This window comes from Rhodococcus sp. ARC_M12, assembly GCF_022810385.1.
Classification (GTDB): domain Bacteria; phylum Actinomycetota; class Actinomycetes; order Mycobacteriales; family Mycobacteriaceae; genus Rhodococcoides; species Rhodococcoides navarretei.
This window is the reverse complement of the sequence record NZ_JALGQI010000023.1, coordinates 1-20701: the sequence shown is the minus strand read 5'-3', so window position 1 is coordinate 20701 and position 20701 is coordinate 1. Positions and strand designations below refer to the sequence as shown.

The following is a 20701-nucleotide window of genomic DNA, read 5'->3' as shown; positions in this document are numbered from 1 at the left end:
CACCCACAATGACGACGACCGACCACCGCCCGCGCAGGGACTACGACCCTCGGTACGACGAGGCCAGGTCCGACGAGCCCGACCTGTACGAGACGTCAACGCCGCAGCCGTCGGCGTTCGTGCGGTGGATCATCGGCGACACCGACTACGCCGAGCTCGCCGCCCTCATCGCCACCGGCGACGCCGAAGAGCCCTCCGCTCTTTCCCGGCGCGGCCTCGGGCTGACCCGGTGGCGCAACGACCACCCACGGGCCGAACAAGCCGTCCACGAGGCAGCGGGAGACCCCTGGTGGCGCGCAGCACTGTCGTCGAGCGCACGCGGCCTCAAAGGTGCCGGTGGTGGCCGGATGTCGACCGTCCCGGCCCCGATCGAGTACGAAGCGACCTCGGTGCAGATGTGCGGACTGAACCCGTGGGCGATCGGCGCGGCCGCACCCTCGGCGGGCACCATCGTCGGTCAGCACGCCATCACCGGCAACGCCGTCTCGTGCGATCCGTTCGCGTACTTCCGAGACAAGCTCATCGGTAACCCGTCGATGTTCGTCCTGTCCCTGCCGGGCCTGGGGAAGTCGACGCTGATCCGCAAGATTCTCCTCGGGGCCTGCGGCTGGGGTCAGACCCCGATCGTCGCGGGCGATATCAAAGGCGAGTACGTCAAGCTCACCCACCTGCTCGGCGGGCAGGTGATCACCCTCGGGCACGGCGGTGGACATCTCAACCCCCTTGCCGCCGGAGCCCTCGGGCAGGCCGTCGTCCGCGCGATCGCCGCCCGCGACGAGGCCACCGACCCCGCCCGGATCGCCGAGCTCGACGAGCTGATCGACGTCGCCACCATCACCATCTCCACCCGCCAGATCAACGCCGTCTGCGCCTTGGTGGAGCTGATCCGCTACGACACCCACTCGGTGAAGGCCTTCGAGAATTCCCTGATCGGGATCGCGCTGCGTGAGCTGTACGCCGACGGCGGATTCTCCTACACCCACCCGCCGCTGCTCAAAGATCTCTACGCCCGCATCGACGCCGGCTCGGCAGACATGCTTCAAGCTGCCTACAAGACCGACCGCGACGGCTACCGCGAGGCGGTCACCGAGCTGATGCAAGCCCTCGGTGCACTGACCTCCGGCCCGCTCGGGGACATCTTCGCCGACCACACCACCGAACCGATCGACCTCGACGCACCGATGATCTGCATCGACGTCTCTTCCCTCGACCGGGGAGACACCACCCTCAAAGCGGCCGTGATGCTCTCCTGCTGGGCCGACGCCTACGGCACCGTGGAAGCGGCGCACCTGCTCGCCGACGCGGGCCTGGACCGCCAACGCCTGTTCCTGATGGCCCTCGACGAGCTGTGGCAGGTCATCGGCGCGGGACCGGGTATGGTCGCCCGCGTCAACGAGATCACCCGCCTCAACCGCACCGACGCGACCGGGCTGCTGATGATCACCCACACCGGCCGTGACCTCGAAACCCTGCCCACCGAAGCCGACATCAAGACCGCGAAGGGCTTCATCGACCGCGCCGGCATGGTCGTGTGCGGGGGACTGCCGATCGGTGAGGTCGAGCGCCTGTCCGGGGAGCTGAAGTTCACCGACGCCGAAGCCGGGATGGTCACCTCCTGGTCGCGCGGGGCAGCGCTACGCGGATCCGAAAGGCGCACCGTCCGCAACCCGATCGGGCGCGGGAAGTTCTTGATCAAGGTCGCCAAGGACAACACCCCCGGCATCCCCATCCAGACGGTGCTCACCGACGTCGAATACGACACCGGGGTGCACGACACCAACGCCCGCTTCGCCGAGTACTTCGCCGGCGGCCAGCACCACGCCGCTGATACCGACGACGCCCATTACGCGCACGACACGGCACTGGTCGGAGCGCAGTGATGACCGCCGAATACCCGCGCGCTGAATACCCGGCGCAGACCCGCGCGTGGGCGCTCGATCAATACGAGAAGTCGCGACACAACTACTCCTCCCGCGCGGAATGCGTTGCTGCCTTGGCTGTCTCGATCGGGGCGCATGAGAACACCGTGGCCCGGTGGATCAAGGACAAATACGGTTCGTCGCGTCGTCCCGCAGCGGACGAGGTGGCTGCACGACTTCGTGCCGCTGAGGAGGAGATCACGCGACCGCGTTCGGAGAACCGTTCCCTCAGCGAGCGTTTGGCCGCCCACGCCCCGCGATCGATCGGCGCGGAGTCGATGTCGGCGGCCGCGTTGTGAAAAAAGGCGGCGCGATCGCTCTGACCGTCGTGCTCGCGCTGGCCCTGTTCGTGGTCCTGTTCGTCACCACCGGGGTCCGAGAAGAAGTACCCACCAACTGCATTCCCGGGAAAGGCATTTCCTCCGCCGCGGGCGGGGTTCCGGCCGGGTCGTTCGCCAAACCGATGAAAACCTCCGAGGCGCAGTTGACGAGCCCGTTCGGGTCGCGGTGGGGGACGATGCACAAGGGCATCGACCTCGCCGGGCCCGTCGGTACACCGATCTACGCCTACGCCGACGGCATCGTCACCCAAGCTGGGCCTGCGACCGGGTTCGGGATGTGGATCGTCCTCGAGCACAACATCGACGGGCAGACCGTCTCGACGGTGTACGGGCACATGTTCCCCGACGGTGTTCTGGTCACGCCAGGCGATCGTGTCACCGCCGGTCAGCACATCGCCGACGAAGGCAACAATGGCGACACCACCGGTGCGCACCTGCACTTCGAGTACCACACCGGCCCGTGGTCACCCGACAATGCGATCGACCCGCAGCCGTTCTACGAGGCCGCCGCCGAGCCGGGTAGTGGACAGACCGGCCAGAGCCCACTGCCATCCCCGTCGACTCCCGCCCCGGCCGGCGGCAGTACAGCGGAGATGGCGGCGCTGCCCGCCGGCGTCGGCTCCGAGGAGCACTTCCAGGTCGACACCGTCCGCGTCGCCCGTGCCGTGCACGCGAAGTTCCCGCAGATCACCACCATCGGTGGGTGGCGCGCCGACGGTGGGGGATTCGACGACCACCCCTCCGGCCGGGCGGCGGACATCATGATCGACAACTGGTCCTCCGAGGAAGGCAAAGCGCTCGGCGATCAGGTCAAGGACTACCTGTGGAGCAACCGCGACTACCTCCAGATCGAATACATGATCTGGCGACAGGAATACATCCCCTCGCAAGGTGAACCGAACACCATGGAGGACAGGGGATCTCCGACCCAGAACCACTTCGACCACGTCCACGTCACCACCGTCGGCCACGGCGCACCGGCACCCGGGCAGACCTACGGGCCCGTCCCCGGCGGCGGCGGATCCGCACCGAAGGCCGCCGGCACCTGCACCACCGCACCCGGTGCCGGTCTCGGTGATCACGGAGATCTCGCCGCCGGCCAGATCCCTCCCGAGTTCGAGCCGTGGCTCGCTCTGTCGGCCGCGCAGTGCCGCGAGCTCTCACCCGCGATCCTCGCCGCTCAGCTCAAACAGGAATCCGGCTTCACACCCGGTCTGACCAGCCCTGCCGGTGCCGAAGGGTATGCGCAGTTCCTCCCCGGCACGTGGGCGTCGTTCGGTTTCCCCGTCGACGATCAGGGCGTGGTCACCGGAGCTGCGGGGGAGGGCGATCCCAACGACATCGGCGATGCCGTCATGGCGCAGGGACGCTACAACTGCTCGGTCGCAGACACCCTACGGCCGGGTATCGAATCCGGCTCTATCACCGGCGATCCCGTGGAGCTGATGCTCGCCGGATACAACGCCGGCCCAGGAGCGGTCCAACAGTTCGGCGGCGTCCCGCCCTACTCGGAGACCCAGAACTACGTCACCACCATCACCGCCACCGCATCCGACTACGACCTGGCCCGATAGCCGCCACCGACCAATGCTCGATGGAAAGGCCCACTCATGAGCACCGCGCCGACACGCACCAGCCACCACCTGACGTCCCACGATCGGCATCGAGCACTGACAGCCCTTGCTCTGACCTCGGTCATCGTATGGACGGTGTGGGCTGTTCCCGTCGCCCGATTGATCCTGGAGTCGATGATCACCACGATCGAGGACAGCGGCCGCGCCGCGGCGACCAGCGACGTTCTCGCGCACGGTTGGTGGGCCGTCATTGCCGTCACCGCGGCGATGACCATAGGCAGCCTCATCGCTGTCGCCGACGCCTCTGCGCGAGCGCAGAACTGGACTGTCACTGCGCTCCGCAAAGCCATCCACGTGGCGGCGACCGCGCTCGTCATGTGGGCGATATGGACGGTCAGCGTTGTCGCCGCAGCAGGAGTCCCCACCGTCGGCTAGCGCGGCACACAACCACATTTGTTGTCGGTGGCCACCAGGACACTGGCACCATCACAGACCAAGGAGACAGACATGGCACAGATCCTCCACAACCGCCAGGCGGATGCACCGATCGTCGATTGGCTCGAAGTCATCGCCAAAGCCGCTGCGCTGGGCCAGATCTGCGACACCGACGCTGAATCAGCGAACGACTCCGACTCGCAGGAGCACACGAGATGAGCCGAAGAGCAGGCATCGTGTTCGCGTCTCTCGGTCTCGTCGGGGTGGTCGTCATTGCCGCTCTGGTCGTGTTCGTGTTCCGCGGTTCGGACACACCGCCACCACCGGGCACGGACGCCGGGATCGCCATCGACCCGTCGGCCACCGACCCGGTCGGCGTCGCGACGTCGGTGATGTCCGGTGTGTTCACCTGGCAACCGGCAGTGCAGGATTCACCGTGGGATGCCCTGCACGCCCAGCGCGACAACGTGACCGGATCGATGGCCACCGCCGCCGCCACGCCACCCGATCCAGCCCCGCAGCCGATCCCGGAGTGGTCGGCATGGGCACGCAGCGGAGACGTCGTCACCGCCGTCGCTCGACCGGACACCAGCATCTACGCCGACGGCACAGCCGCCGAGATGGACGGTGACAACCAGGCCACCGTGGCTGTCGTCATCGACCGCGTCGTCCAACACCGCAGCGGTGAGATCACCCCGTTCACCAGTTACACCGGAGCCGTCGACCTCGAACGCACCGCTGACGGCTGGAAGGTCGCGAACTATCGCCTCGTCAGCGCAAGCCTCTAGCCCGACCGGCCACCGGCAACACCCTCGCTGTTCACACGCCGCACGCACCGCAGAGAAGGATCTATTGTCATGGGAAAAGTCGGAATCCTCACCGAAAAGCCCTCCGCAGCTCGCAACTTCGCCGCCGCACTGGGCGGTATGAGTGGCACGTTCGCAGGCACGGAGTACGTCATCGTCCACGCTCGCGGCCACCTGCTGGAGTTGAAAGACCCTTCCGCGATGGTGCCCGCGCCTCTCACCGACAAGTACAAGAGCTGGGAGCTCGAATATCTCCCGTGGAACGCCGACGACTTCCGCTGGGAGCGAGAGATCCGGCGCCGGGTGTCCGGCGGCAAGCTGGTCACCGATCCGGACGCGAAAAGCTTGCTGCAGGACCTCAAGACAGTGCTCTCGGAGTGCGAGAGCGTCTGCAATGCAGCCGATCTCGATCCGACCGGTGAAGGCTCACTGCTGGGCTGGGAGATCGTGGAGTACCTGGGCCTCGAGAACAAGAAGCTCGAACGCATGGAGTTCCTGGACGAGACACCGGCATCGCTGCGTAAGGCCTTCACAGCCCGTCGCCCGGTCACGGCGATCGCTGCCGAGGGCGACTACCGCAAGGCCGACTTCCGGTCGAAGTGGGACATGCTCTCGATGCAGTTCACCAGAGTTGCGACCAAGACGACCGGGGCGAGCACGGTACTGCGTAACGGCCGGCTCAAGTCCGCGATGGTCGTGATCGTCGGTGACGGGCTCGACGCGCACCACGGATACGTCAAGAAGGCGTTCTACGAGAACCGGTTTCGGGACGAGAACGGCGTGACGTACACCGACCCCGAGGTCGATCGATTCGAGAACGAGAACGATGTTCCCGGCGGCCTTCAGTCGTCACCGGTCGTCCACGACGGGACCACACGCAAGAAAACGGGACCGCCGAAACTGATGGACCTGGCCGGACTGTCGTCACTGCTCGCGAAGAAGGGCTTCGGGGCGAAGAACGTTCTCGACACCTATCAGAAGATGTACGAGGCGCAGGTGGTGTCCTACCCGCGTACCGAGGACAAGTTCATCTCGATCGAGCAGTTCAACGAGCTGCTTCCATCGGTCGACGCGATCGCCGGTGTGGTGGGCGTGGATCCGGCGGCGCTGAGCCATCGCGGCCCACGTACGAGCCACGTCAAGTCCGGTGGCGCGCACGGTGCCAACCGTCCGGGGCCCAACGTACCGCCGAGCCTCGCGGCAGTGGAGAAGGCCTACGGCGAGCTGGGTCGGGAGATCTACGAGCTCCTCGCGAAGAACTACCTGACGATGCTCGCCCCCGATTACGAGTACGACCAGCATCGCGGCCACGTCGAGAAGTACCCGAGCTTCGTCGGCTCGCTGAATGTGCCCGCAGTACTCGGATGGAAAGGTGTGTTCGTCGTCGAGGAGGAGGACGGCGGCGAGCGCGACGAGCAACCCACTGGTGCGACGGCGTTGGGTACTATCGCGGACCCGTTCGTCCACGAGGGCTTCCCGCCGCGGCCGCCGCATCCGACGATGGGATGGTTGATGAAACAGCTCGAGAAGCGGAGCGTAGGTACCGGCGCGACCCGGACAAGCACCTATGCCGAGGTCACGAACAACTCGGGCGGCAAGGCCTTGATGATCGAGAAGCGCGGCAAGATCACCCTCAGCGCGATCGGTGAACTCAACCATCGGATCCTGCCGGGCACGCACATCGGGGATCTGACGATCACCGAGCAGGTCTTCGAGCAGATGGCGCAGATCGAGGCCGGAACCGGCAAGGCAGCCGACTATCTTTCCCTCGTGGCGGATCTGGTGCGCCGCGACCTCGCGACGATGACGGCGAATGCGAGGACGTTGTCCGGCGAGCTCACCGCACGGATGGGCAAGGCCGGGGTGACCCGAGAAGCGATGGAGATGATCGAGCTGCCACCGGAGCTGCATTTCACCCACGCTGGCACGGTCGTGACCCGCGCGAAGCGGGTCTTCGGCGGCCACCGGTTCACCGACACCGAAGTAGCGGCACTGCTGTCCGGCCGGGTCATCGAGGTCGTCTCGACGAGCGCGAAGTCGGGAAAGACGTTCACGTGCACGGGAAAGCTCGAACCAGGTGTGAGGGAGAAAGACGGTAAGCAGTACCCACACGTGAGCTTCAACCCTCGATTCGAGGAGCGTGCACCTCGGACCGATCTGGTCAGTGGAGTGTGGAAAGGCAAGCCGGTGACGTTCAAAGGTCGCGGATGGGGTGCCAACGAACACTGGCGGGGTAAGGACTTCACCGATCAGGAACTGGAGAAGCTATTGGCCGGGGAGACCATCGAATTCGACGCCACGAGCAAGACAGGTAAGACGTACCGGGCCCGAGGCGCACTGGCCGCAGGTACGTACCAGGGCAGCAAGACATTTGGATTCAAGCTGAAGTTCGAGGACCGCAAATCCACCGCAGGCACCAAGAAACGCACCGTGCGTCGGTAAACGGGTGCCGCAGGACAGCAGCGGGGTCGTACGCCTGCACCCATCGGGGAAAAGAGTTCGAGCGGCAGGTTCAGAAGAAGGTCAGCTGCGCCTCGTCGACGCGGACACGTCCGGGCTTCGTCCGGAGGGGTCGTACCGGGGGAGCGTGCCGAGCCGGCACCGCCGGTGCGGAACCTTCGGCGATGCCGAGTTCGGCGCACGCGCGGCGCGCCAATTCCTCTCGTACACGCGACCGTTCGGCCACGCGCGCACGTCCGATCACAGTGTCTCGGGCACTCCACTCCAACTCCCACGCCGCCGATCCCGGAGGCGGCGCGCCCACAGCGCGATCGGTCACCCGATCGAGGAGTTGATCGATCCTGTCGATTACCACCTGCGCAAGCTCGTCGAGCACACGCTCAGGCACCGTGGCCACGCACTGGTTGTCGCTCACACCCGACACTGTAGAGGCGGGCACTGACGAATATGCTGCAGGGCAACCTGCCTCATGAAACTAGTTGCGGCACAGTGCCTGAATGCCATGGTGACGCTTCCTCATACTGATCCAGCACCATCGGACCGTGAGCGCTCGCGCCGATCTTGGCGGCGCGTTACGATTCGGTCAACGTCGACCGTATAAGACGGTCAATCCGCTACCCGTGCGGCTCCCGCCGGCTATGTCGTTGCTCGGGCGTTGCTTGCGCAGACGATGAGCGAGCTCGGTCAAGACGAGGTGCGCCAACTCGACAAACAGCAGTCTTTGCCTGTGATTCGAGACAATCGCACACACGCTGTCGAGACCGGCGAAGCCACACCTGTTCCTGTCGCAGCAAGAGCTGACCTTCTGCTCAGCGTCTGCAACGCGGTACCGTCCATGGCCATCATCGGTGACTCCGACCGAGCTGTCGATATTTCCTATCCTGTCTGCGACGGCGTCACCCCTGGCATATCTGACCGTTACGGTCGTTCTACCAGTCCAAGGTGGGCGCAATTAGTTCGCCGACGATCGCTGCGCTGACCGGTTCCGGCCGCGTCTGCGTCCACGCGGCGGTGCACACGTCGAGGTGGTTGTAGCCGGTAACCGCGATGGTGCGACCGTCGGTGGGTGCGTTTGCTTGCTGCAGCCCGTCTGCGAAACCGGAGTCCGCGCCGTCCAGGTAGAGGATGGGGCGGTCGGGCATGGTCAGGACGGGAGCGAAGTTCTGCAGGTCCGCTGTGCGGTCTCCGGAGTTGAGAGCGAGCAGTTCGAGCAGTAGTCGCAGGGGGAAGTTCCACTCGATGCCGTCGACTACCGGGTTCGCCATCAAGCTCGCCAGTTGTCGTATGTCGGTGACTTCGCTGTCGGGAGTGGTGTACGTGATGCCGTCGCGGGTCTGAAGTCCGCTGGTGGGGATGCGGTCGTAGGGCAGCCAGGTGATTGGGCCGTCGATGGCAACGGGGGCGACCATCGTGTTCCCGCCGACGAGACCGGTGTAGATCTGCGGCAGCTGGGCGGGGAGAACGAGGTTCTTGAGGTCGGCGGGCGTGCCGAATCCGCCGATGCTGCTGCGTAAGTAGCCCAGTGGTTGGGTGTTGTCGTCGAGCACGAGTCCCAGCAGCGCCGCGTTGGTGATTCGAGTGCGGGAGATGTCGGGTTCGGCGCGGAGAAAGTCGACGACGGTGGGGGATATCAGCGCTTGTGCAAGTAGCTCGTTGAGGAGGTCGTCGGGGATGGTGCCCACGATCGTGGACTCGGCATCGGGGGCAAGGTCTGCAGCGGAAGCGATGCTCGCCGCCAAGCCCAGGGCGCGGTTGAGCAGCGGGATCGTCGGTAGAACGCCCGTCGCGGGGGTGAGGGCATTGAGTCCGATGCCCAGTGAGTCGATGGCGTCGAACAATGCAGAGCCGGTGGTGGCGAAACGAGAGTCGAGGGAGAAGTATCCGGCGCAGGGTGCGGCGAGGGCTCCGTTGACGTCGAGCCGATTGGCTTGTGCCCCGGCGATGAGGGCTCCGAGGGAGTGTCCTCCGCAGAAGAGTTTGCTCGACCTGAACTGCTCTGGGAGCTGGTCGGTGATGACTTGTTGGTCGCGAAGAGTTTGCTCGATGCCGAGCAGACTCGTCACGGCGATGTCAGGATCGAGGGGGGCTTCGATGCGCGCGTTGTCCTGTAGGTAGTACTGCGCTGCAGCATCTGGATCGTTGTTCTGTTTTGCGCGCTCGAGCCCGGTGGGGTCTTCGAGACAGTTCGCTCGGCGGTCTATGACCCACACTTCGATGTTGCGGCCCTGAAGGGCCGCTGCGCGCACGGTGTTCGAGGCGAACGGTGCCAACATTCCTGCGCCTTCGTACACCCCCGGTTGGGTGATGAGTACTGCATCCGACTTCTCCGGATCATCTGGGCCCGAACCGGATTTGACGCGGAGGTAGCCCAGGTTCTGGCAGGCATCGGGGATTGCTATGCCGCTGGGCCCGAGGGGTGCCGAAACAGTGACGTACGTGGTCTCGACGTTCGGCGCTGCGGTGGGCCCCATGTCGTAAGGCTCGATGAAAGCAAGGCTGGTCGGCGCGGCGGCGGCAGTCGGTGCCGATGTCACCGCGATGGCCACGGCCACAGCGATCGCGCAGACCGGTCGCAGGACGGAGAGGGGGCGTGCAGTCATGTCGGTCCTTGTTCGTTGCCGGACCGGACCGGTCCGGTCTGTGGCGGCAGGCCCCCGCGCTGCCGATTGTTGTGTGGAACTGACTATCTCGATGCTGTCGTGTCGGAGGTGTTGCTCCGCTGCTGCGTGCGACTCGTGCAGTGCCGAGGCGCTGCACGAGTCGGTCGGCGGTGGCGGGTGTATCGCAGCGACGCCGGCCGTCAGGGGTGTTGGCTTGGCCCTGACGACGTTGCGCTGTGTTGAAGCTTGTCGCGCAGTTTGTGTTTCATGATCTTGCCGGACGGGTTGCGGGGGATCTCGGCGATGACCAGCTCGCGCGGCAGTTTGTAGTCGGAGACCAGCTTTCCGGCGTGCTCACGGAGTTCGTCGAGCGTGATGTCGCAACCGGGAAGTGGGGTGACGACGGCGACGATGGTTTCGCCGTACACGGCGTCGCTGCGGCCGACGACGGCGCAGTCGGCAACCCCGGGGGTGCCGGCCAGAGCATTCTCGACTTCGACGGAGTAGACGTTGCGGCCACCGGTGATGATCATGTCCTTCATTCGGTCGACCAGCGTGATGTATCCGTCGTCGTCGATTCGCGCGAGGTCGCCGGTGTGCAGCCATCCCTCGCGTAGGACGTCTGCGGTCTCTCGCGGCTTGTTCCAGTAGCCCTTCATGACGGTCTCGCCCTGCAGGATCAGCTCCCCGGTCTCCCCGCGTGGCACATCCCGGTTCTCCGGGTCGACCACTCGGACGACGGTGTTGAGCAGGCTGAATCGGCCGCTTGCGGAGGGCTTGGCCCGTACCTCGTGCGGGCGGCTGTAGATTCCGCCCGGTCCACCTTCGGTCTGACCGCACGCTTGGTAGAGGTTCACTGCCGGCAGTGCGTCGAGGAGGCGGCCGACGGCGTCAGCGGGCATCGGTGCGGCACCGAAGATTCCGGTCCTCCATGCGCTGAGGTCGCGGTCGGCGAGGTCGGGTTGGCGGAGCAGCATCTGGTACATCGTCGGCACGCCGAAGAAGCCGGTGATCCGCTCGCTCTCGAGCGCGTCCAGTACTGCTGTGGGCTCGAAGCCGGGGAGTACGACATGTGTCGCGCCGACCATCGTGCCGGGAATGAGCATCATCGTCAGCTCGGCTGCATGGTAGAGCGGAGCGACGTGCAGCAGCCGGTCCGCCTCGGTGAGCCCGAACAGGCTGGTGAGTGAAATACCCACCCAGATGGTCCGATGATGGTCGAACAGAGCGCCTTTGGGGCGACCTGTAGTTCCGGAGGTGTAGAGAATCAGCGCATCGTCGGATTCGTCGACCAGGACCTCGGGTGTGGAGTCGGGCTCGTCGGCGGCGAGGTCCGCGAGACTGCGGTGCCCCTCCACGTGTCCGAGCGCGAGGAGCAGCGGGGAGCTCGCGTCACCGACGGTCTCGGTGACCACCTGCGAGACGGTTGCATCGAATGCCAGGACCGATGCACCTGAATCGTCGAGGAGATAGCGCAGTTCCGGTCCAGCGGATCGTGGGTTGATGGGTACGACGATGGCTCCGAGCTTTGCCGCGGCATAGAACGCGATCACGAACCAATCGGAGTTCCCGGCCATCAGGGCGAATCGATCTCCCTTGCTCAACCCGAGTCGGTGCAGTGCGTGGGCTGCACGATTGACCTCGGCGTCGAGTTCTCGGTAGGTACGCCTACTCGATGCGAGCACCAGCGCCGTCCTGTCCGGACACCGCTGCGCACTGACGGTCAACATGCTTCCGATCGTTGGCATAGCCGCTTTCCCCTTCGATACCTGCTCGGTAAATTTCTACTGGCAATAGTAGAGGTTGCAAATCGTTCTGTAGTGGCTTTCAATGCAATAAGTAATTTTTCATTAGCTTCTACAGCCTTGTCGGCTTCGCGAGCTCAGCGCCCTGATCCCAGGGGGCGACGCGACGGGACGCCGTGCCCCGGTGCGGCGTCGAGAGTTACGAGAAGTGCGGTGTGCGCGTGGTACATCACTAGGATCGGCACCATCGGATGTTCGGAACGGATCGGCGGGCAATGAGTACAGCGCAGGTGAAGTCCACCGGAGTCGGTACGCGCCGCCCCCGCGACCGTCGGGCCCAGATATTGACGGCCGCTGCGGCTCAGTTCGGCACTGTCGGATACAGCAACGCCAACATCTCCGAGATCGCCGATGCGGTGGGCATCACAGCAGGAGCGCTGTACAAGCACTTCCGCAACAAGGAATCGATGCTCACCGAACTGACACTCGAAGGCTCCGATCGGTTCGTTGCCGCGCTCGCCGACGACACTGCCGACTTCGCCTCGACGATGTCGACGTTGGTAACGCTGGCAGTCTCGCGCCGCGACATCGGAGTGCTCTGGCAACGCGAGGCCCGCAATCTCCCCGAGCATCAACGGACCGAACTTCGCGATCGCCGCCGATACTGCCAGCAGCGTGTCGGTGAGTTGATCGCCGCTCACAGGCCGGCCTCCAGTGCAGACGAGTGCCGACTCCTCGCCGATGCCGTGATTGCAATCCTGCTCAGTCCCTCCTACCACCGCGCACAGGTGCCCAGCGAGCGGTACCGGTCACTGCTCGAGACGATCATCGGCAGGGTCGTCGACGTCCGTTTCGATCAGCCGGAACCGAGCGTCGACCCTGTCAGGACACTCGCACCGCCACGGCACACGCGCCGCTCTCGGCGAGAAGTCCTTCTGGGTGAAGCGACAACACTGTTCGCCGAACGCGGCTTCCACGCTGTGACGATGGACGAGATCGGGCAATCCGCCGGAATGGCCGGACCGAGCGTGTACAACCACTTCGCGAAGAAGGACGACATTCTCATCGCCGCACTCAATCGGGGTGCCGACATGCTTGACATCGGGTTGAACAAAGCGCTCGCACACGCGGAATCTGCGGCGCACGGCGTGCATCTGTCGTTGGTGTCGTACATCGAGTCGATGACCGATCATCCTGCTCTGGTGACCATCGTGGTCAACGAAACGGCGAGTCTGACCGACCCGTTGCGGCACCAGCTGCGGTCCAGGCAGCGCGAATACGTCGACGAGTGGGTTCATCTTCTGGCCTCTGTTCATCCCGGTACCGATACCGATACCGAGGAACTGCGGGCAACCGTCCTCGCCGCGATCACGGTGGTCAACATCGTGGTCGTCAACATCGCGGTCGATCGGTTCACCACGACACCGGCAGGCGAACTCGTTCACGAGCTCGCCTGCATCGGCGACGCGGTACTCGGGCTCGATCGCTGATCGCACGTATCGGTCAGCGGACTGCGCCCGAGGAGGTCATCGCGGTCACGGTGTCCGCCCCGAGACCCCAGCGGGTGAGCGTCTCGGTCACGTCGCGACCGCCGTCGTCCATCGGGACCGGAACCGCGTTGACCGTTCGGTCGAACCGGGGGGCCGGTGCCGGTTGCACGACCCCACCGACCTCGATGAACGCTTCGCGAGCCTTGTTGTGCGGGTGCTCGTGCGCTTCCCATGGCGACAGCACGGGGGAGACGCAGGCGTCGGAGTCTGCGAACACCTCCGTCCAATGCGCGCGAGTGTTCTGCACGAATTTGCTTGCGATCAGCTTCTTCAGCTCCGGCCATGCGGCGGCATCCAACTGGGAGGGGATCTCGGCCGCAATCACGCCCAGGGCGTCGAGGAGTTGCGCGTAGAACTGCGGCTCCACCGATCCGACGGCCATATACAGACCGTCGGATGTTTCGTAGGTGTCGTAGAACGGCGCTCCACCGTCGAGGGCGTTGGTTCCCCGCGGGCCGTCCCACATGCCGCTGGCGTGCATGCCGTGCATGAACGTGGTCAACAACGCTGCCCCGTCCACCATTGCAGCGTCGACGACCTGTCCCTGCCCGGACCGCTCCCGCTCGAACAGTGCCGAGACGATCCCGAGCGCGAGCATCAACCCACCGCCGCCGAAGTCGCCGACCAGATTCATCGGCGCGTGGGGCCTCTCACCGGCGCGCCCGATCGGTTCCAACGCCCCGGCCACGGCGATGTAGTTGATGTCATGGCCGGCCCGCGGGGCCAGCGGGCCGTCCTGGCCCCAACCGGTCATGCGCCCGTACACCAGCCGCGGGTTGATCTCGAGCAGCTCGGTAGGTCCGATGCCGAGACGTTCGGCCACCCCCGGCCGGAATCCTTCGACGAACACGTCCGCAGTGGCCACCAGTGTGCGTACCGCCTCGATCCCGGCAGGATCCTTCAAATCCACCGCGATGCTGCGCCGCCCGCGATCGAGAGGCCCGGCAGGCGGGGTGAGACCTGCCGATGCACGTCCGCCCGCGCGGTCGACCCGGATGATCTCGGCCCCCATATCGGCCAGGATCATGCACCCGAACGGGGCCGGAGCCAGGCTCGCAATCTCGACCACTCGTACGCCATCCAGAGGTCCCACAGTGTTCGTCGCTTTCTCTTCGATTCGAGTCGGGCGGTGGAGCAGCTACAGCGATCGCGCGATGAGGTCCTTCATCACTTCGTTCGATCCGCCGTAGATGCGTTGCACGCGGGCATCGGCGTACATCCGGGCGATCTGATATTCGGCCATGTATCCGTAGCCACCGAACAGCTGAAGGCACTTGTCGACGACCTGCCCCTGCACCTCCGTGGTGTACGCCTTCGCCATCGACGCGGTCGCACTGTCGAGCTCGCCGCGCAGATGACGCTCGATGCAGCTGTCGACGAACACTCGTGACACGTGAGCAAGGGTGGCGCATTCGGCGAGCTGGAAGCGGGTGTTCTGCATGTCGAAGAGCGGACCGCCGAATGCCGCACGGTCCTTGGTGTACTGCACTGTCAGAGCCACAGCGGTTTGCGTTGCTGCGGCTGCGCACACCCCGATCACCAACCGCTCGTGTGGTAACTGTTTCATCAGGTACGCGAAGCCGGCGCCGGCGTCGCCGAGCAGATTCTCGGCCGGGACACGGACGTCTTCGAAGAACAACTCGGCGGTGTCCTGACCCTTCATGCCGATCTTGTCCAGCACGCGCCCCACTCGGTATCCCGGGGCATCGGCGGTCTCGACGACGATCAGCGATACGCCCTTGGCACCGGCCGACGGATCGGTCTTGACGGCGACGATGACCAGGTCGGCGTGTTTGCCGTTGGAGATGAACGTCTTCGCCCCGTTGAGCACGAAGTCATCGCCGTCGCGGCGGGCGCTGCTGCGCATGGTCTTGAGGTCGGATCCGGCACCCGGCTCACTCATGGCGATCGCCCCGACGATCTCACCGGTGGCCATCTTGGGCAACCATCGCTGCTTCTGGTCCTCGGTTCCGTACGCAAGGATGTAGTGGGCGACGATGCCGCTGTGCACCATGTTGCCGAAGCTGGTGTCGCCGAGACCGTACTGGGCGTCGAAGATCGCGAAGTCGTGGGCGTAGGTCCCGCCGCCGCCGCCGTATTCCTCCGGGATCGAGGCGCACAGCAGACCGAGGTCTCCCGCGGCGTTCCAGAAGCTCCGGTCGACGCACTTCTGCTCGGCGAAGCGTTCCTGGTTCGGTAGGAGCTCGGCCTGGAAGAATTTCGTGGCCATGTCCTTGAGCGCGACGACGTCGTCGTCGATCCATGTCGGCCGATAGTCCGCTGTCTTCATCGTCGACTCCTAGAAGTTGAAGCCGCCGCCGCAGACCAAGGTCTGGGCGCTGACGTAGTCGGACTCGGGGGTGCACAGCAGGTACACCGATCCCGCGGCTTCGCTGGGTGCGCCGGCGCGCCCGAGCGGGATCATCTGCTCCATCGCGGTCATCAGATCGGGGTTGACGCCGACCTTGATCTCGCGGCCCTGCACATCGATGGTGGCTGCGCCGTCGGCCGAGGCTTCGGTGAGGCGGGTCTTGATGAATCCGAACGCCACGGTGTTGACGGTGACGTTGTAGCGGCCCCACTCCTTGGCGAGCGTCTTGGTCAGACCGGTGATGCCTGCCTTGGCCGAGGAGTAGTTGGCTTGGCCGGGGTTGCCGCCGGTGCCGGCGAGGGAGGAGATGTTGACGACCTTGCGGCACGGCACGGGCTGACCGTCCTGCTTGGCCTTCTTCACCGCGGCGGCGATCACGGGCTGCGCGGCACGCAGAATGCGGAAGGGGGCCTTGAGGTGCACGTCGAGGATGGCGTCCCACTGCTCGTCGGTCATCTTCTGAATCACCGAATCCCAGGTGTAGCCGGCGTTGTTGACGATGATGTCCAGGCCGCCGAACGAATCGACTGCGGTCTGCACGAACCGCTCGGCGAAGCCGTCGTCGGTGACGCTGCCCGCGCATGCCACGGCCTGCCCGCCCGCTGCTGTGATCGCGGCAACGGTTTCCTCGGCCGGTGCGGTATCGAGATCGTTGACGACGACCTTCGCGCCTTCGCGGGCGAGCTTGAGCGCAATTTCACGGCCGATGCCGCGTCCGGAACCGGAGACGATGGCGACCTTGTTGTCGAGATTTCCCATGATGTGAACGGTCTCTTTCAGTCGAGTGCGACGACGGCGTCGCCGGTGAGTGTGACGGTGCCGTCGGCAAGAGTGACGGTGAGTTCCACAGTGGCGGTTCGGGTTCCGGCCGAGTCGTCGATGGAGACGACTTTGCCGGTGGCGGTCGGCTTGGCCGATACCGGTGTGATGGAGGCGAACCGAACCCGGTAGGACCGAATCGATTCCTGCGGAACCCAATTGGTCAGCAACCGACCCAGGTGGGCCATGGAGAGCATGCCGTGGGCGAAGACGTCCTCGAGGCCGGCAGACTTCGCGACGTCGATATCGATGTGCATCGGATTGTGATCGCCCGATGCACCGGCGAACAGCGCCAGCGTGGTTCGAGAGATTCTGCCGACGTCCAGGGCCGGAAGTTCGGTCCCGACCGTGATGTGTTCGGTGGATGTCATTGTCCGCCTCCCGGGTTGCGTACGACGAGCACTGCGCGAAGATCGGCGACGGCGGATCCGTCGGCTCGGGTCACGGCGGTGTCCTTGACGACGAAGTCCAACGCACCGCCCTTCTTCGAGTAGATATCGGTGATGGTCGACCTCGCGGTCAAGGTGTCGCCTGCATGTGCCGTCGAGTGGTAGGTGAAGATCTGCTCACCGTGCAAGACGAAGCGCAGATCGACACCGAGGTCCGACATCCACGCGAACGGATCGGGGCTGTCGAGCTCGATGGAGAACAGGAACGTCGGCGGCACCGGCAGATCCGGATGCCCGGCGGCCTGGGCCGCATCGGTATCGATATAGACGGGGTTCGTTTCCCCGATTGCCTTGGCGAAGAAGCGCAACCGCGCTGCATCGACGGTGATCGCGACCGGCTCGAGCTCGGTCCCGATCGCTGCGGGATCGATGGACATTCTCAGCTCACCTTCTCGTACAGGGTGACCACGGCGGCACCGCCGAGTCCGATGTTGTGTTGCAGAGCGACCTTGAGATCTCCCTCGACCTGACGGTTCTCGGCCTGTCCACGCAACTGCCACACCAGTTCTGCGCACTGTGCCAGGCCGGTCGCGCCGAGCGGATGCCCCTTGGACAACAGCCCGCCGGAGGGGTTGGTGACGACTCGGCCGCCGTAGGTGTTGTCGCCGTCGTTGATGAACTTCTCGGCCGTTCCCTCGGGCGTGAGACCGATCGCTTCGTAGGTGAGCAGCTCGTTGGCGGTGAAGCAGTCGTGCAGCTCGACGACGCGGATGTCCTCGGGGCCGACACCGGACATCTCGTAGACCTGCTGCGCCGCTGCCTTCGACATGTCGTAGCCGACGATCTTGGTCATGTCCTTCTCGTCGAACGTCGAGGCGAAATCGGTGGTCATGGCCTGCGCTTTGATCACGATCGAGGCGTCGAGCCCGTTCTTCTTCGCGTACTCCTCGCTGACGATGACCGCCGCAGCGGCCCCACAGGTCGGCGGGCAGCACTGCAACCGGGTCAGTGAGCCGTAAATGTGCGGCGATGCGAGCACTTCTTCGACGCTCGTCGGGGTCTTGAACACCGCGTAGGGATTGTTCGCCGCATGCAACCGGGACTTGACGGAGATCTTTGCGAACGTCTCGGGCGAGGTGCCGTACCTGTCTGCGTACTGCTTGCCTGCACCTCCGAACATCTGTGCGGCAAAGGGGGATTCGTCTCGGACCTGGATCTGATCCATCACCTCGTCGAAGCGCTCGAACGGACTCGGTCGATCGGAGTAGCCCATCGACAGTGCGCCGCGTTGCATCTGCTCGAACCCGACCGCCAGTGCGACATCGACTGCGCCGGATTCGACGGCCTGCCGCGCGAGATACAGGGCGGAGGAGCCGGTGGAGCAGTTGTTGTTGACGTTGATGACGGGGATACCGGTCAACCCAAGTCCGTACACGACGGCCTGGCCGCACGTGGAATCGCCGTATACGTACCCGGCGTACGCCTGCTGGATGACGTTGTACTCGATTCCAGCGTCGGCCAATGCCGCGCGCGCGGCAGTAGTGCCCATCACGTCGTAGGTATCGGACTTGCTCGGTGTGGCGAAGGGGATCATTCCCACACCCGCCACCACTGCTCTGCGCGTCATCGAAAGCTCCAATCGATTACTAATGCTGATTTACTTAGTGAACCAGAACTCCTGTTCGCAGGCAATACCGCATAGCGATCCGAAGCAAATGACCAATCCTCGACCCGCGGGGTCCGACGACGGGGCCCCCGATTCACTTCCTCGACGCATCGGCCCGAAGTCGGCCGTCGACCATCTCTACGATGCTGTCCATCGACGTCAGGTGCGCGGTCGTGGGCGCTCCGTTCCCGGACGACTTCCGGGCCTACCATGGCCGCCGTGCCTGTAGACCTGTCGTCGTTGACCATTGCCGAGCTGCTGCGCCTGTGGGCCGGAACCATGAACGAACTCCGTGTCCGGGGAGTAGTTCGAACGAACAACAACCCGGTTGGTGACATCGCTGAGGCGATAGTGCACGAGCACTACGGTGGCCAGCGAGGTTCGTTCTCCCAGAAAGGCTGGGATGTCCAGGATCCGAGCGGGCGTCGCTTGCAGGTCAAGGGAATGCGGCAGACCGAGCTTCGAGGCAGACGAAACCTCAGCGCAATCCGCGATAGCGATTACGACGTGGTCGTGGTCGTAGTTTTCGACATCGACTTCGCACTGACCAGAACCATCGAGATACCGCGCCCGGTCGTCGAGGAGCTCTTCAAGATCCGCCCGTACGTCAACGGGCGAATCATCACTGTGTCCGATGCACTGACCAGCGTCGCTTCGGTCTCGTCCATCGACATGACGGCTGCGTACGAGCGCGTCGGCTCCCCAGCAGCCCGCTCGACCATCGGTGTCGACGTGCCGTCCGTACCGGATCCGTAGACGGCGGTCACGTCACGTGGAGGACCGTCGATTCGGCTGTCCGTACCGGCATCGCATAGCGCTGCTGCGAGATCCTCACGGTGGTCTCATCAAGCTTCTACCGAGGACGGCTCGAAATGCGCGGAACGGTCACTGCCATGTACAGGTCGATCTGCCTGGCTCGATCCTCCCTCGCTAGCTCCTCGTATATTCGAAAAGCGAAGTGCTGGAACAATATGCAGCACTTTACCTGACATAATATCCGTTATCGGTAACGATTTTCATTACAGTTCAGAACGTGCCATGGGTCAGTATCGGTACGGCCGCGGACCGACGGGGTACGCACGCCACCGGCAAGGTTGGATCAATCCATGAGCTTGCATCCGATCGATTCAGCGCTGCAACTATTGACCGAACACGACACGCCGGATACGCGCCTGGCGGTCATCTTCTCGTTCTACTCACAGGAGACCTCAAGGGCGCTGGCCGACCCACCCACGCCTCGGCAGCGCCAGGACGTGCACGAGTGGCTGGTGTCTATGCGTGGAACCTTGAAAGCCGCGTACCTTCCTGACTTTCGTGTCGAATGGCCGACACGTCGCCCTGTGGCAGCACTTTCACCCAGGTCGAAGATGAGCTCGATAGCGCAACTTCCATGCAACGCATGCGAACCGGTGCCGGATGCCGTGATCCAGCACTGGCCGATCCAGGTGGAGCCCTGGTCCGCACAAACTGACCACGCCCGCAACGCCGAGCTCAAGGTGGCAGTAACCGCCATGCTGAAGGAATTCTCTCGCGGCCGGCAACCGACCGTCGACAGTCCGATGTGTATTTCGGTCACCTCACTTGTGCCTCGTGGCAGCCGCCGAAAGGATGCCGACAATCTGCTGAAGGGCCTGCTCGACAGCCTCGCCACCGTGATCTATCAGAACGACGGCCAGATTCAGTGTTTGACCAGCCGTCGCGTCGAGTACGCCGGGAGCATAGGCATGTACAAGGTTCGCGCCCAAGAGGTCTACCAGTGGGACGCTGACACCATCTGGGACGACCCCAGCGAACCAACGGTAATGTCCGGTCGACGCGTGGCCCCCTGAGTTCTTTCTGTGCTTCGGGGGATGATTGGTGCCCGTCACCGTGGTTCTGAGTTTGAGGACTCATCCCCGTTGACGGCGCTCAGTGAAAATGCCCAGATCTGATCTCTGAAAGTGCTCACCCGTGTGGCTCCGCCAATGAGGGCGGGCCTCCTCCGATGCTGATGGTCTCTGACCACACACCAGCGTCCCGAAGGAGA

The 20701-nt window shown here is 64.5% G+C and carries 19 protein-coding genes; 10 read left to right on the top strand and 9 right to left on the bottom strand.

The window, feature by feature from the left end; translation table 11 throughout:
• The first annotated feature begins 8 nt into the window (after window positions 1–8).
• The 7 genes from MTX35_RS23805 to MTX35_RS23775 all read left to right on the top strand — a co-directional run bounded on the left by MTX35_RS23805 (window position 9) and on the right by MTX35_RS23775 (window position 7517).
• Window positions 9–1880 carry an ATP/GTP-binding protein gene (locus MTX35_RS23805; protein WP_243597295.1) on the top strand — a complete coding sequence of 624 codons (1872 nt, stop codon included), beginning with the start codon at window positions 9–11 and terminating at the stop codon, window positions 1878–1880.
• On the top strand, window positions 1880–2218 hold the full coding sequence (locus MTX35_RS23800) for a transposase (RefSeq protein WP_243597294.1): 339 nt from the start codon (window positions 1880–1882) through the stop codon (window positions 2216–2218). Before MTX35_RS23805 ends, MTX35_RS23800 begins: the two co-directional genes overlap by 1 nt.
• On the top strand, window positions 2215–3834 hold the full coding sequence (locus tag MTX35_RS23795) for a M23 family metallopeptidase (RefSeq protein WP_243597293.1): 1620 nt from the start codon (window positions 2215–2217) through the stop codon (window positions 3832–3834). Before MTX35_RS23800 ends, MTX35_RS23795 begins: the two co-directional genes overlap by 4 nt.
• 36 nt (window positions 3835–3870) lie before the next feature.
• Entirely contained in the window at window positions 3871–4269 is a 399-nt protein-coding gene (locus MTX35_RS23790) for a hypothetical protein (protein ID WP_243597292.1), read from the top strand.
• A 72-nt stretch (window positions 4270–4341) separates the two neighbouring features.
• Window positions 4342–4488, top strand: coding sequence for a hypothetical protein (locus tag MTX35_RS23785; protein WP_243597291.1), 147 nt, complete (start codon window positions 4342–4344; stop codon window positions 4486–4488).
• Window positions 4485–5057, top strand: coding sequence for a hypothetical protein (locus MTX35_RS23780; protein WP_243597290.1), 573 nt, complete (start codon window positions 4485–4487; stop codon window positions 5055–5057). The genes MTX35_RS23785 and MTX35_RS23780 overlap by 4 nt, the downstream gene beginning before the upstream one ends.
• A gap of 69 nt (window positions 5058–5126) precedes the next feature.
• Window positions 5127–7517: a DNA topoisomerase III gene (locus MTX35_RS23775; protein WP_243597289.1), complete on the top strand. Its 2391-nt coding sequence runs from the start codon at window positions 5127–5129 to the stop codon at window positions 7515–7517.
• Between the two features lie 70 nt (window positions 7518–7587).
• Here the strand turns inward: MTX35_RS23775 and MTX35_RS23770 are convergent, their stop codons facing one another.
• The 3 genes from MTX35_RS23770 to MTX35_RS23760 all read right to left on the bottom strand — a co-directional run bounded on the left by MTX35_RS23770 (window position 7588) and on the right by MTX35_RS23760 (window position 11865).
• Window positions 7588–7950, bottom strand: a complete 363-nt coding sequence (locus tag MTX35_RS23770) for a hypothetical protein (protein WP_243597288.1) — start codon at window positions 7948–7950, stop codon at window positions 7588–7590.
• A gap of 514 nt (window positions 7951–8464) precedes the next feature.
• Complete coding sequence (locus tag MTX35_RS23765; RefSeq protein ID WP_243597287.1) at window positions 8465–10135, bottom strand: hypothetical protein; 1671 nt, start codon at window positions 10133–10135, stop codon at window positions 8465–8467.
• Between the two features lie 200 nt (window positions 10136–10335).
• Window positions 10336–11865 (bottom strand): class I adenylate-forming enzyme family protein, encoded by a 1530-nt coding sequence (locus MTX35_RS23760; protein WP_243597286.1) that lies wholly within the window; start codon window positions 11863–11865, stop codon window positions 10336–10338.
• Between the two features lie 290 nt (window positions 11866–12155).
• Between MTX35_RS23760 and MTX35_RS23755 the strand changes: the two genes are divergently transcribed.
• The gene (locus tag MTX35_RS23755; protein ID WP_243597285.1) at window positions 12156–13370 is read left to right on the top strand and encodes a TetR/AcrR family transcriptional regulator; all 1215 of its coding nucleotides are present in this window, start codon (window positions 12156–12158) and stop codon (window positions 13368–13370) included.
• 13 nt (window positions 13371–13383) lie between these two features.
• Here the strand turns inward: MTX35_RS23755 and MTX35_RS23750 are convergent, their stop codons facing one another.
• From MTX35_RS23750 to MTX35_RS23725, 6 genes are read right to left on the bottom strand one after another with little or no spacing between them, the layout of a single operon-like run.
• Window positions 13384–14523 carry a CaiB/BaiF CoA-transferase family protein gene (locus tag MTX35_RS23750; RefSeq protein ID WP_243597284.1) on the bottom strand — a complete coding sequence of 380 codons (1140 nt, stop codon included), beginning with the start codon at window positions 14521–14523 and terminating at the stop codon, window positions 13384–13386.
• Between the two features lie 45 nt (window positions 14524–14568).
• A complete protein-coding gene (locus tag MTX35_RS23745) occupies window positions 14569–15720 on the bottom strand; it encodes an acyl-CoA dehydrogenase family protein (protein ID WP_243597283.1) in 1152 nt (383 codons plus the stop codon).
• Window positions 15721–15729: 9 nt separating this feature from the next.
• Window positions 15730–16560: an SDR family NAD(P)-dependent oxidoreductase gene (locus MTX35_RS23740; protein WP_243597282.1), complete on the bottom strand. Its 831-nt coding sequence runs from the start codon at window positions 16558–16560 to the stop codon at window positions 15730–15732.
• A 17-nt stretch (window positions 16561–16577) separates the two neighbouring features.
• A complete protein-coding gene (locus MTX35_RS23735) occupies window positions 16578–16991 on the bottom strand; it encodes a MaoC/PaaZ C-terminal domain-containing protein (RefSeq protein ID WP_243597281.1) in 414 nt (137 codons plus the stop codon).
• Complete coding sequence (locus tag MTX35_RS23730; protein ID WP_243597280.1) at window positions 16988–17446, bottom strand: MaoC family dehydratase N-terminal domain-containing protein; 459 nt, start codon at window positions 17444–17446, stop codon at window positions 16988–16990. Before MTX35_RS23730 ends, MTX35_RS23735 begins: the two co-directional genes overlap by 4 nt.
• A gap of 2 nt (window positions 17447–17448) precedes the next feature.
• Window positions 17449–18636, bottom strand: a complete 1188-nt coding sequence (locus MTX35_RS23725) for a lipid-transfer protein (protein WP_243597279.1) — start codon at window positions 18634–18636, stop codon at window positions 17449–17451.
• 258 nt (window positions 18637–18894) lie between these two features.
• On the opposite strand from MTX35_RS23725, the gene MTX35_RS23720 reads away from it, so the two are divergent.
• Complete coding sequence (locus MTX35_RS23720) at window positions 18895–19431, top strand: hypothetical protein (protein ID WP_243597278.1); 537 nt, start codon at window positions 18895–18897, stop codon at window positions 19429–19431.
• Window positions 19432–19781: 350 nt separating this feature from the next.
• Complete coding sequence (locus MTX35_RS23715; RefSeq protein WP_243597277.1) at window positions 19782–20504, top strand: RusA family crossover junction endodeoxyribonuclease; 723 nt, start codon at window positions 19782–19784, stop codon at window positions 20502–20504.
• Window positions 20505–20701: the final 197 nt, after the last annotated feature.

Excerpts from the sequence above, each read along its gene's own strand:
- MTX35_RS23780 (WP_243597290.1), top strand. The coding sequence starts at position 4,485 with ATGAGCCGAAGAGCAGGCATCGTGTTCGCGTCTCTCGGTCTCGTCGGG.
- MTX35_RS23735 (WP_243597281.1), bottom strand. The coding sequence starts at position 16,991 with ATGACATCCACCGAACACATCACGGTCGGGACCGAACTTCCGGCCCTG.
- MTX35_RS23745 (WP_243597283.1), bottom strand. The coding sequence starts at position 15,720 with ATGAAGACAGCGGACTATCGGCCGACATGGATCGACGACGACGTCGTC.
- MTX35_RS23800 (WP_243597294.1), top strand. The coding sequence starts at position 1,880 with ATGACCGCCGAATACCCGCGCGCTGAATACCCGGCGCAGACCCGCGCG.
- MTX35_RS23775 (WP_243597289.1), top strand. The coding sequence starts at position 5,127 with ATGGGAAAAGTCGGAATCCTCACCGAAAAGCCCTCCGCAGCTCGCAAC.
- MTX35_RS23740 (WP_243597282.1), bottom strand. The coding sequence starts at position 16,560 with ATGGGAAATCTCGACAACAAGGTCGCCATCGTCTCCGGTTCCGGACGC.
- MTX35_RS23755 (WP_243597285.1), top strand. The coding sequence starts at position 12,156 with ATGAGTACAGCGCAGGTGAAGTCCACCGGAGTCGGTACGCGCCGCCCC.
- MTX35_RS23725 (WP_243597279.1), bottom strand. The coding sequence starts at position 18,636 with ATGACGCGCAGAGCAGTGGTGGCGGGTGTGGGAATGATCCCCTTCGCC.
- MTX35_RS23730 (WP_243597280.1), bottom strand. The coding sequence starts at position 17,446 with ATGTCCATCGATCCCGCAGCGATCGGGACCGAGCTCGAGCCGGTCGCG.
- MTX35_RS23790 (WP_243597292.1), top strand. The coding sequence starts at position 3,871 with ATGAGCACCGCGCCGACACGCACCAGCCACCACCTGACGTCCCACGAT.
- MTX35_RS23805 (WP_243597295.1), top strand. The coding sequence starts at position 9 with ATGACGACGACCGACCACCGCCCGCGCAGGGACTACGACCCTCGGTAC.
- MTX35_RS23765 (WP_243597287.1), bottom strand. The coding sequence starts at position 10,135 with ATGACTGCACGCCCCCTCTCCGTCCTGCGACCGGTCTGCGCGATCGCT.
- MTX35_RS23715 (WP_243597277.1), top strand. The coding sequence starts at position 19,782 with ATGAGCTTGCATCCGATCGATTCAGCGCTGCAACTATTGACCGAACAC.
- MTX35_RS23785 (WP_243597291.1), top strand. The coding sequence starts at position 4,342 with ATGGCACAGATCCTCCACAACCGCCAGGCGGATGCACCGATCGTCGAT.
- MTX35_RS23760 (WP_243597286.1), bottom strand. The coding sequence starts at position 11,865 with ATGTTGACCGTCAGTGCGCAGCGGTGTCCGGACAGGACGGCGCTGGTG.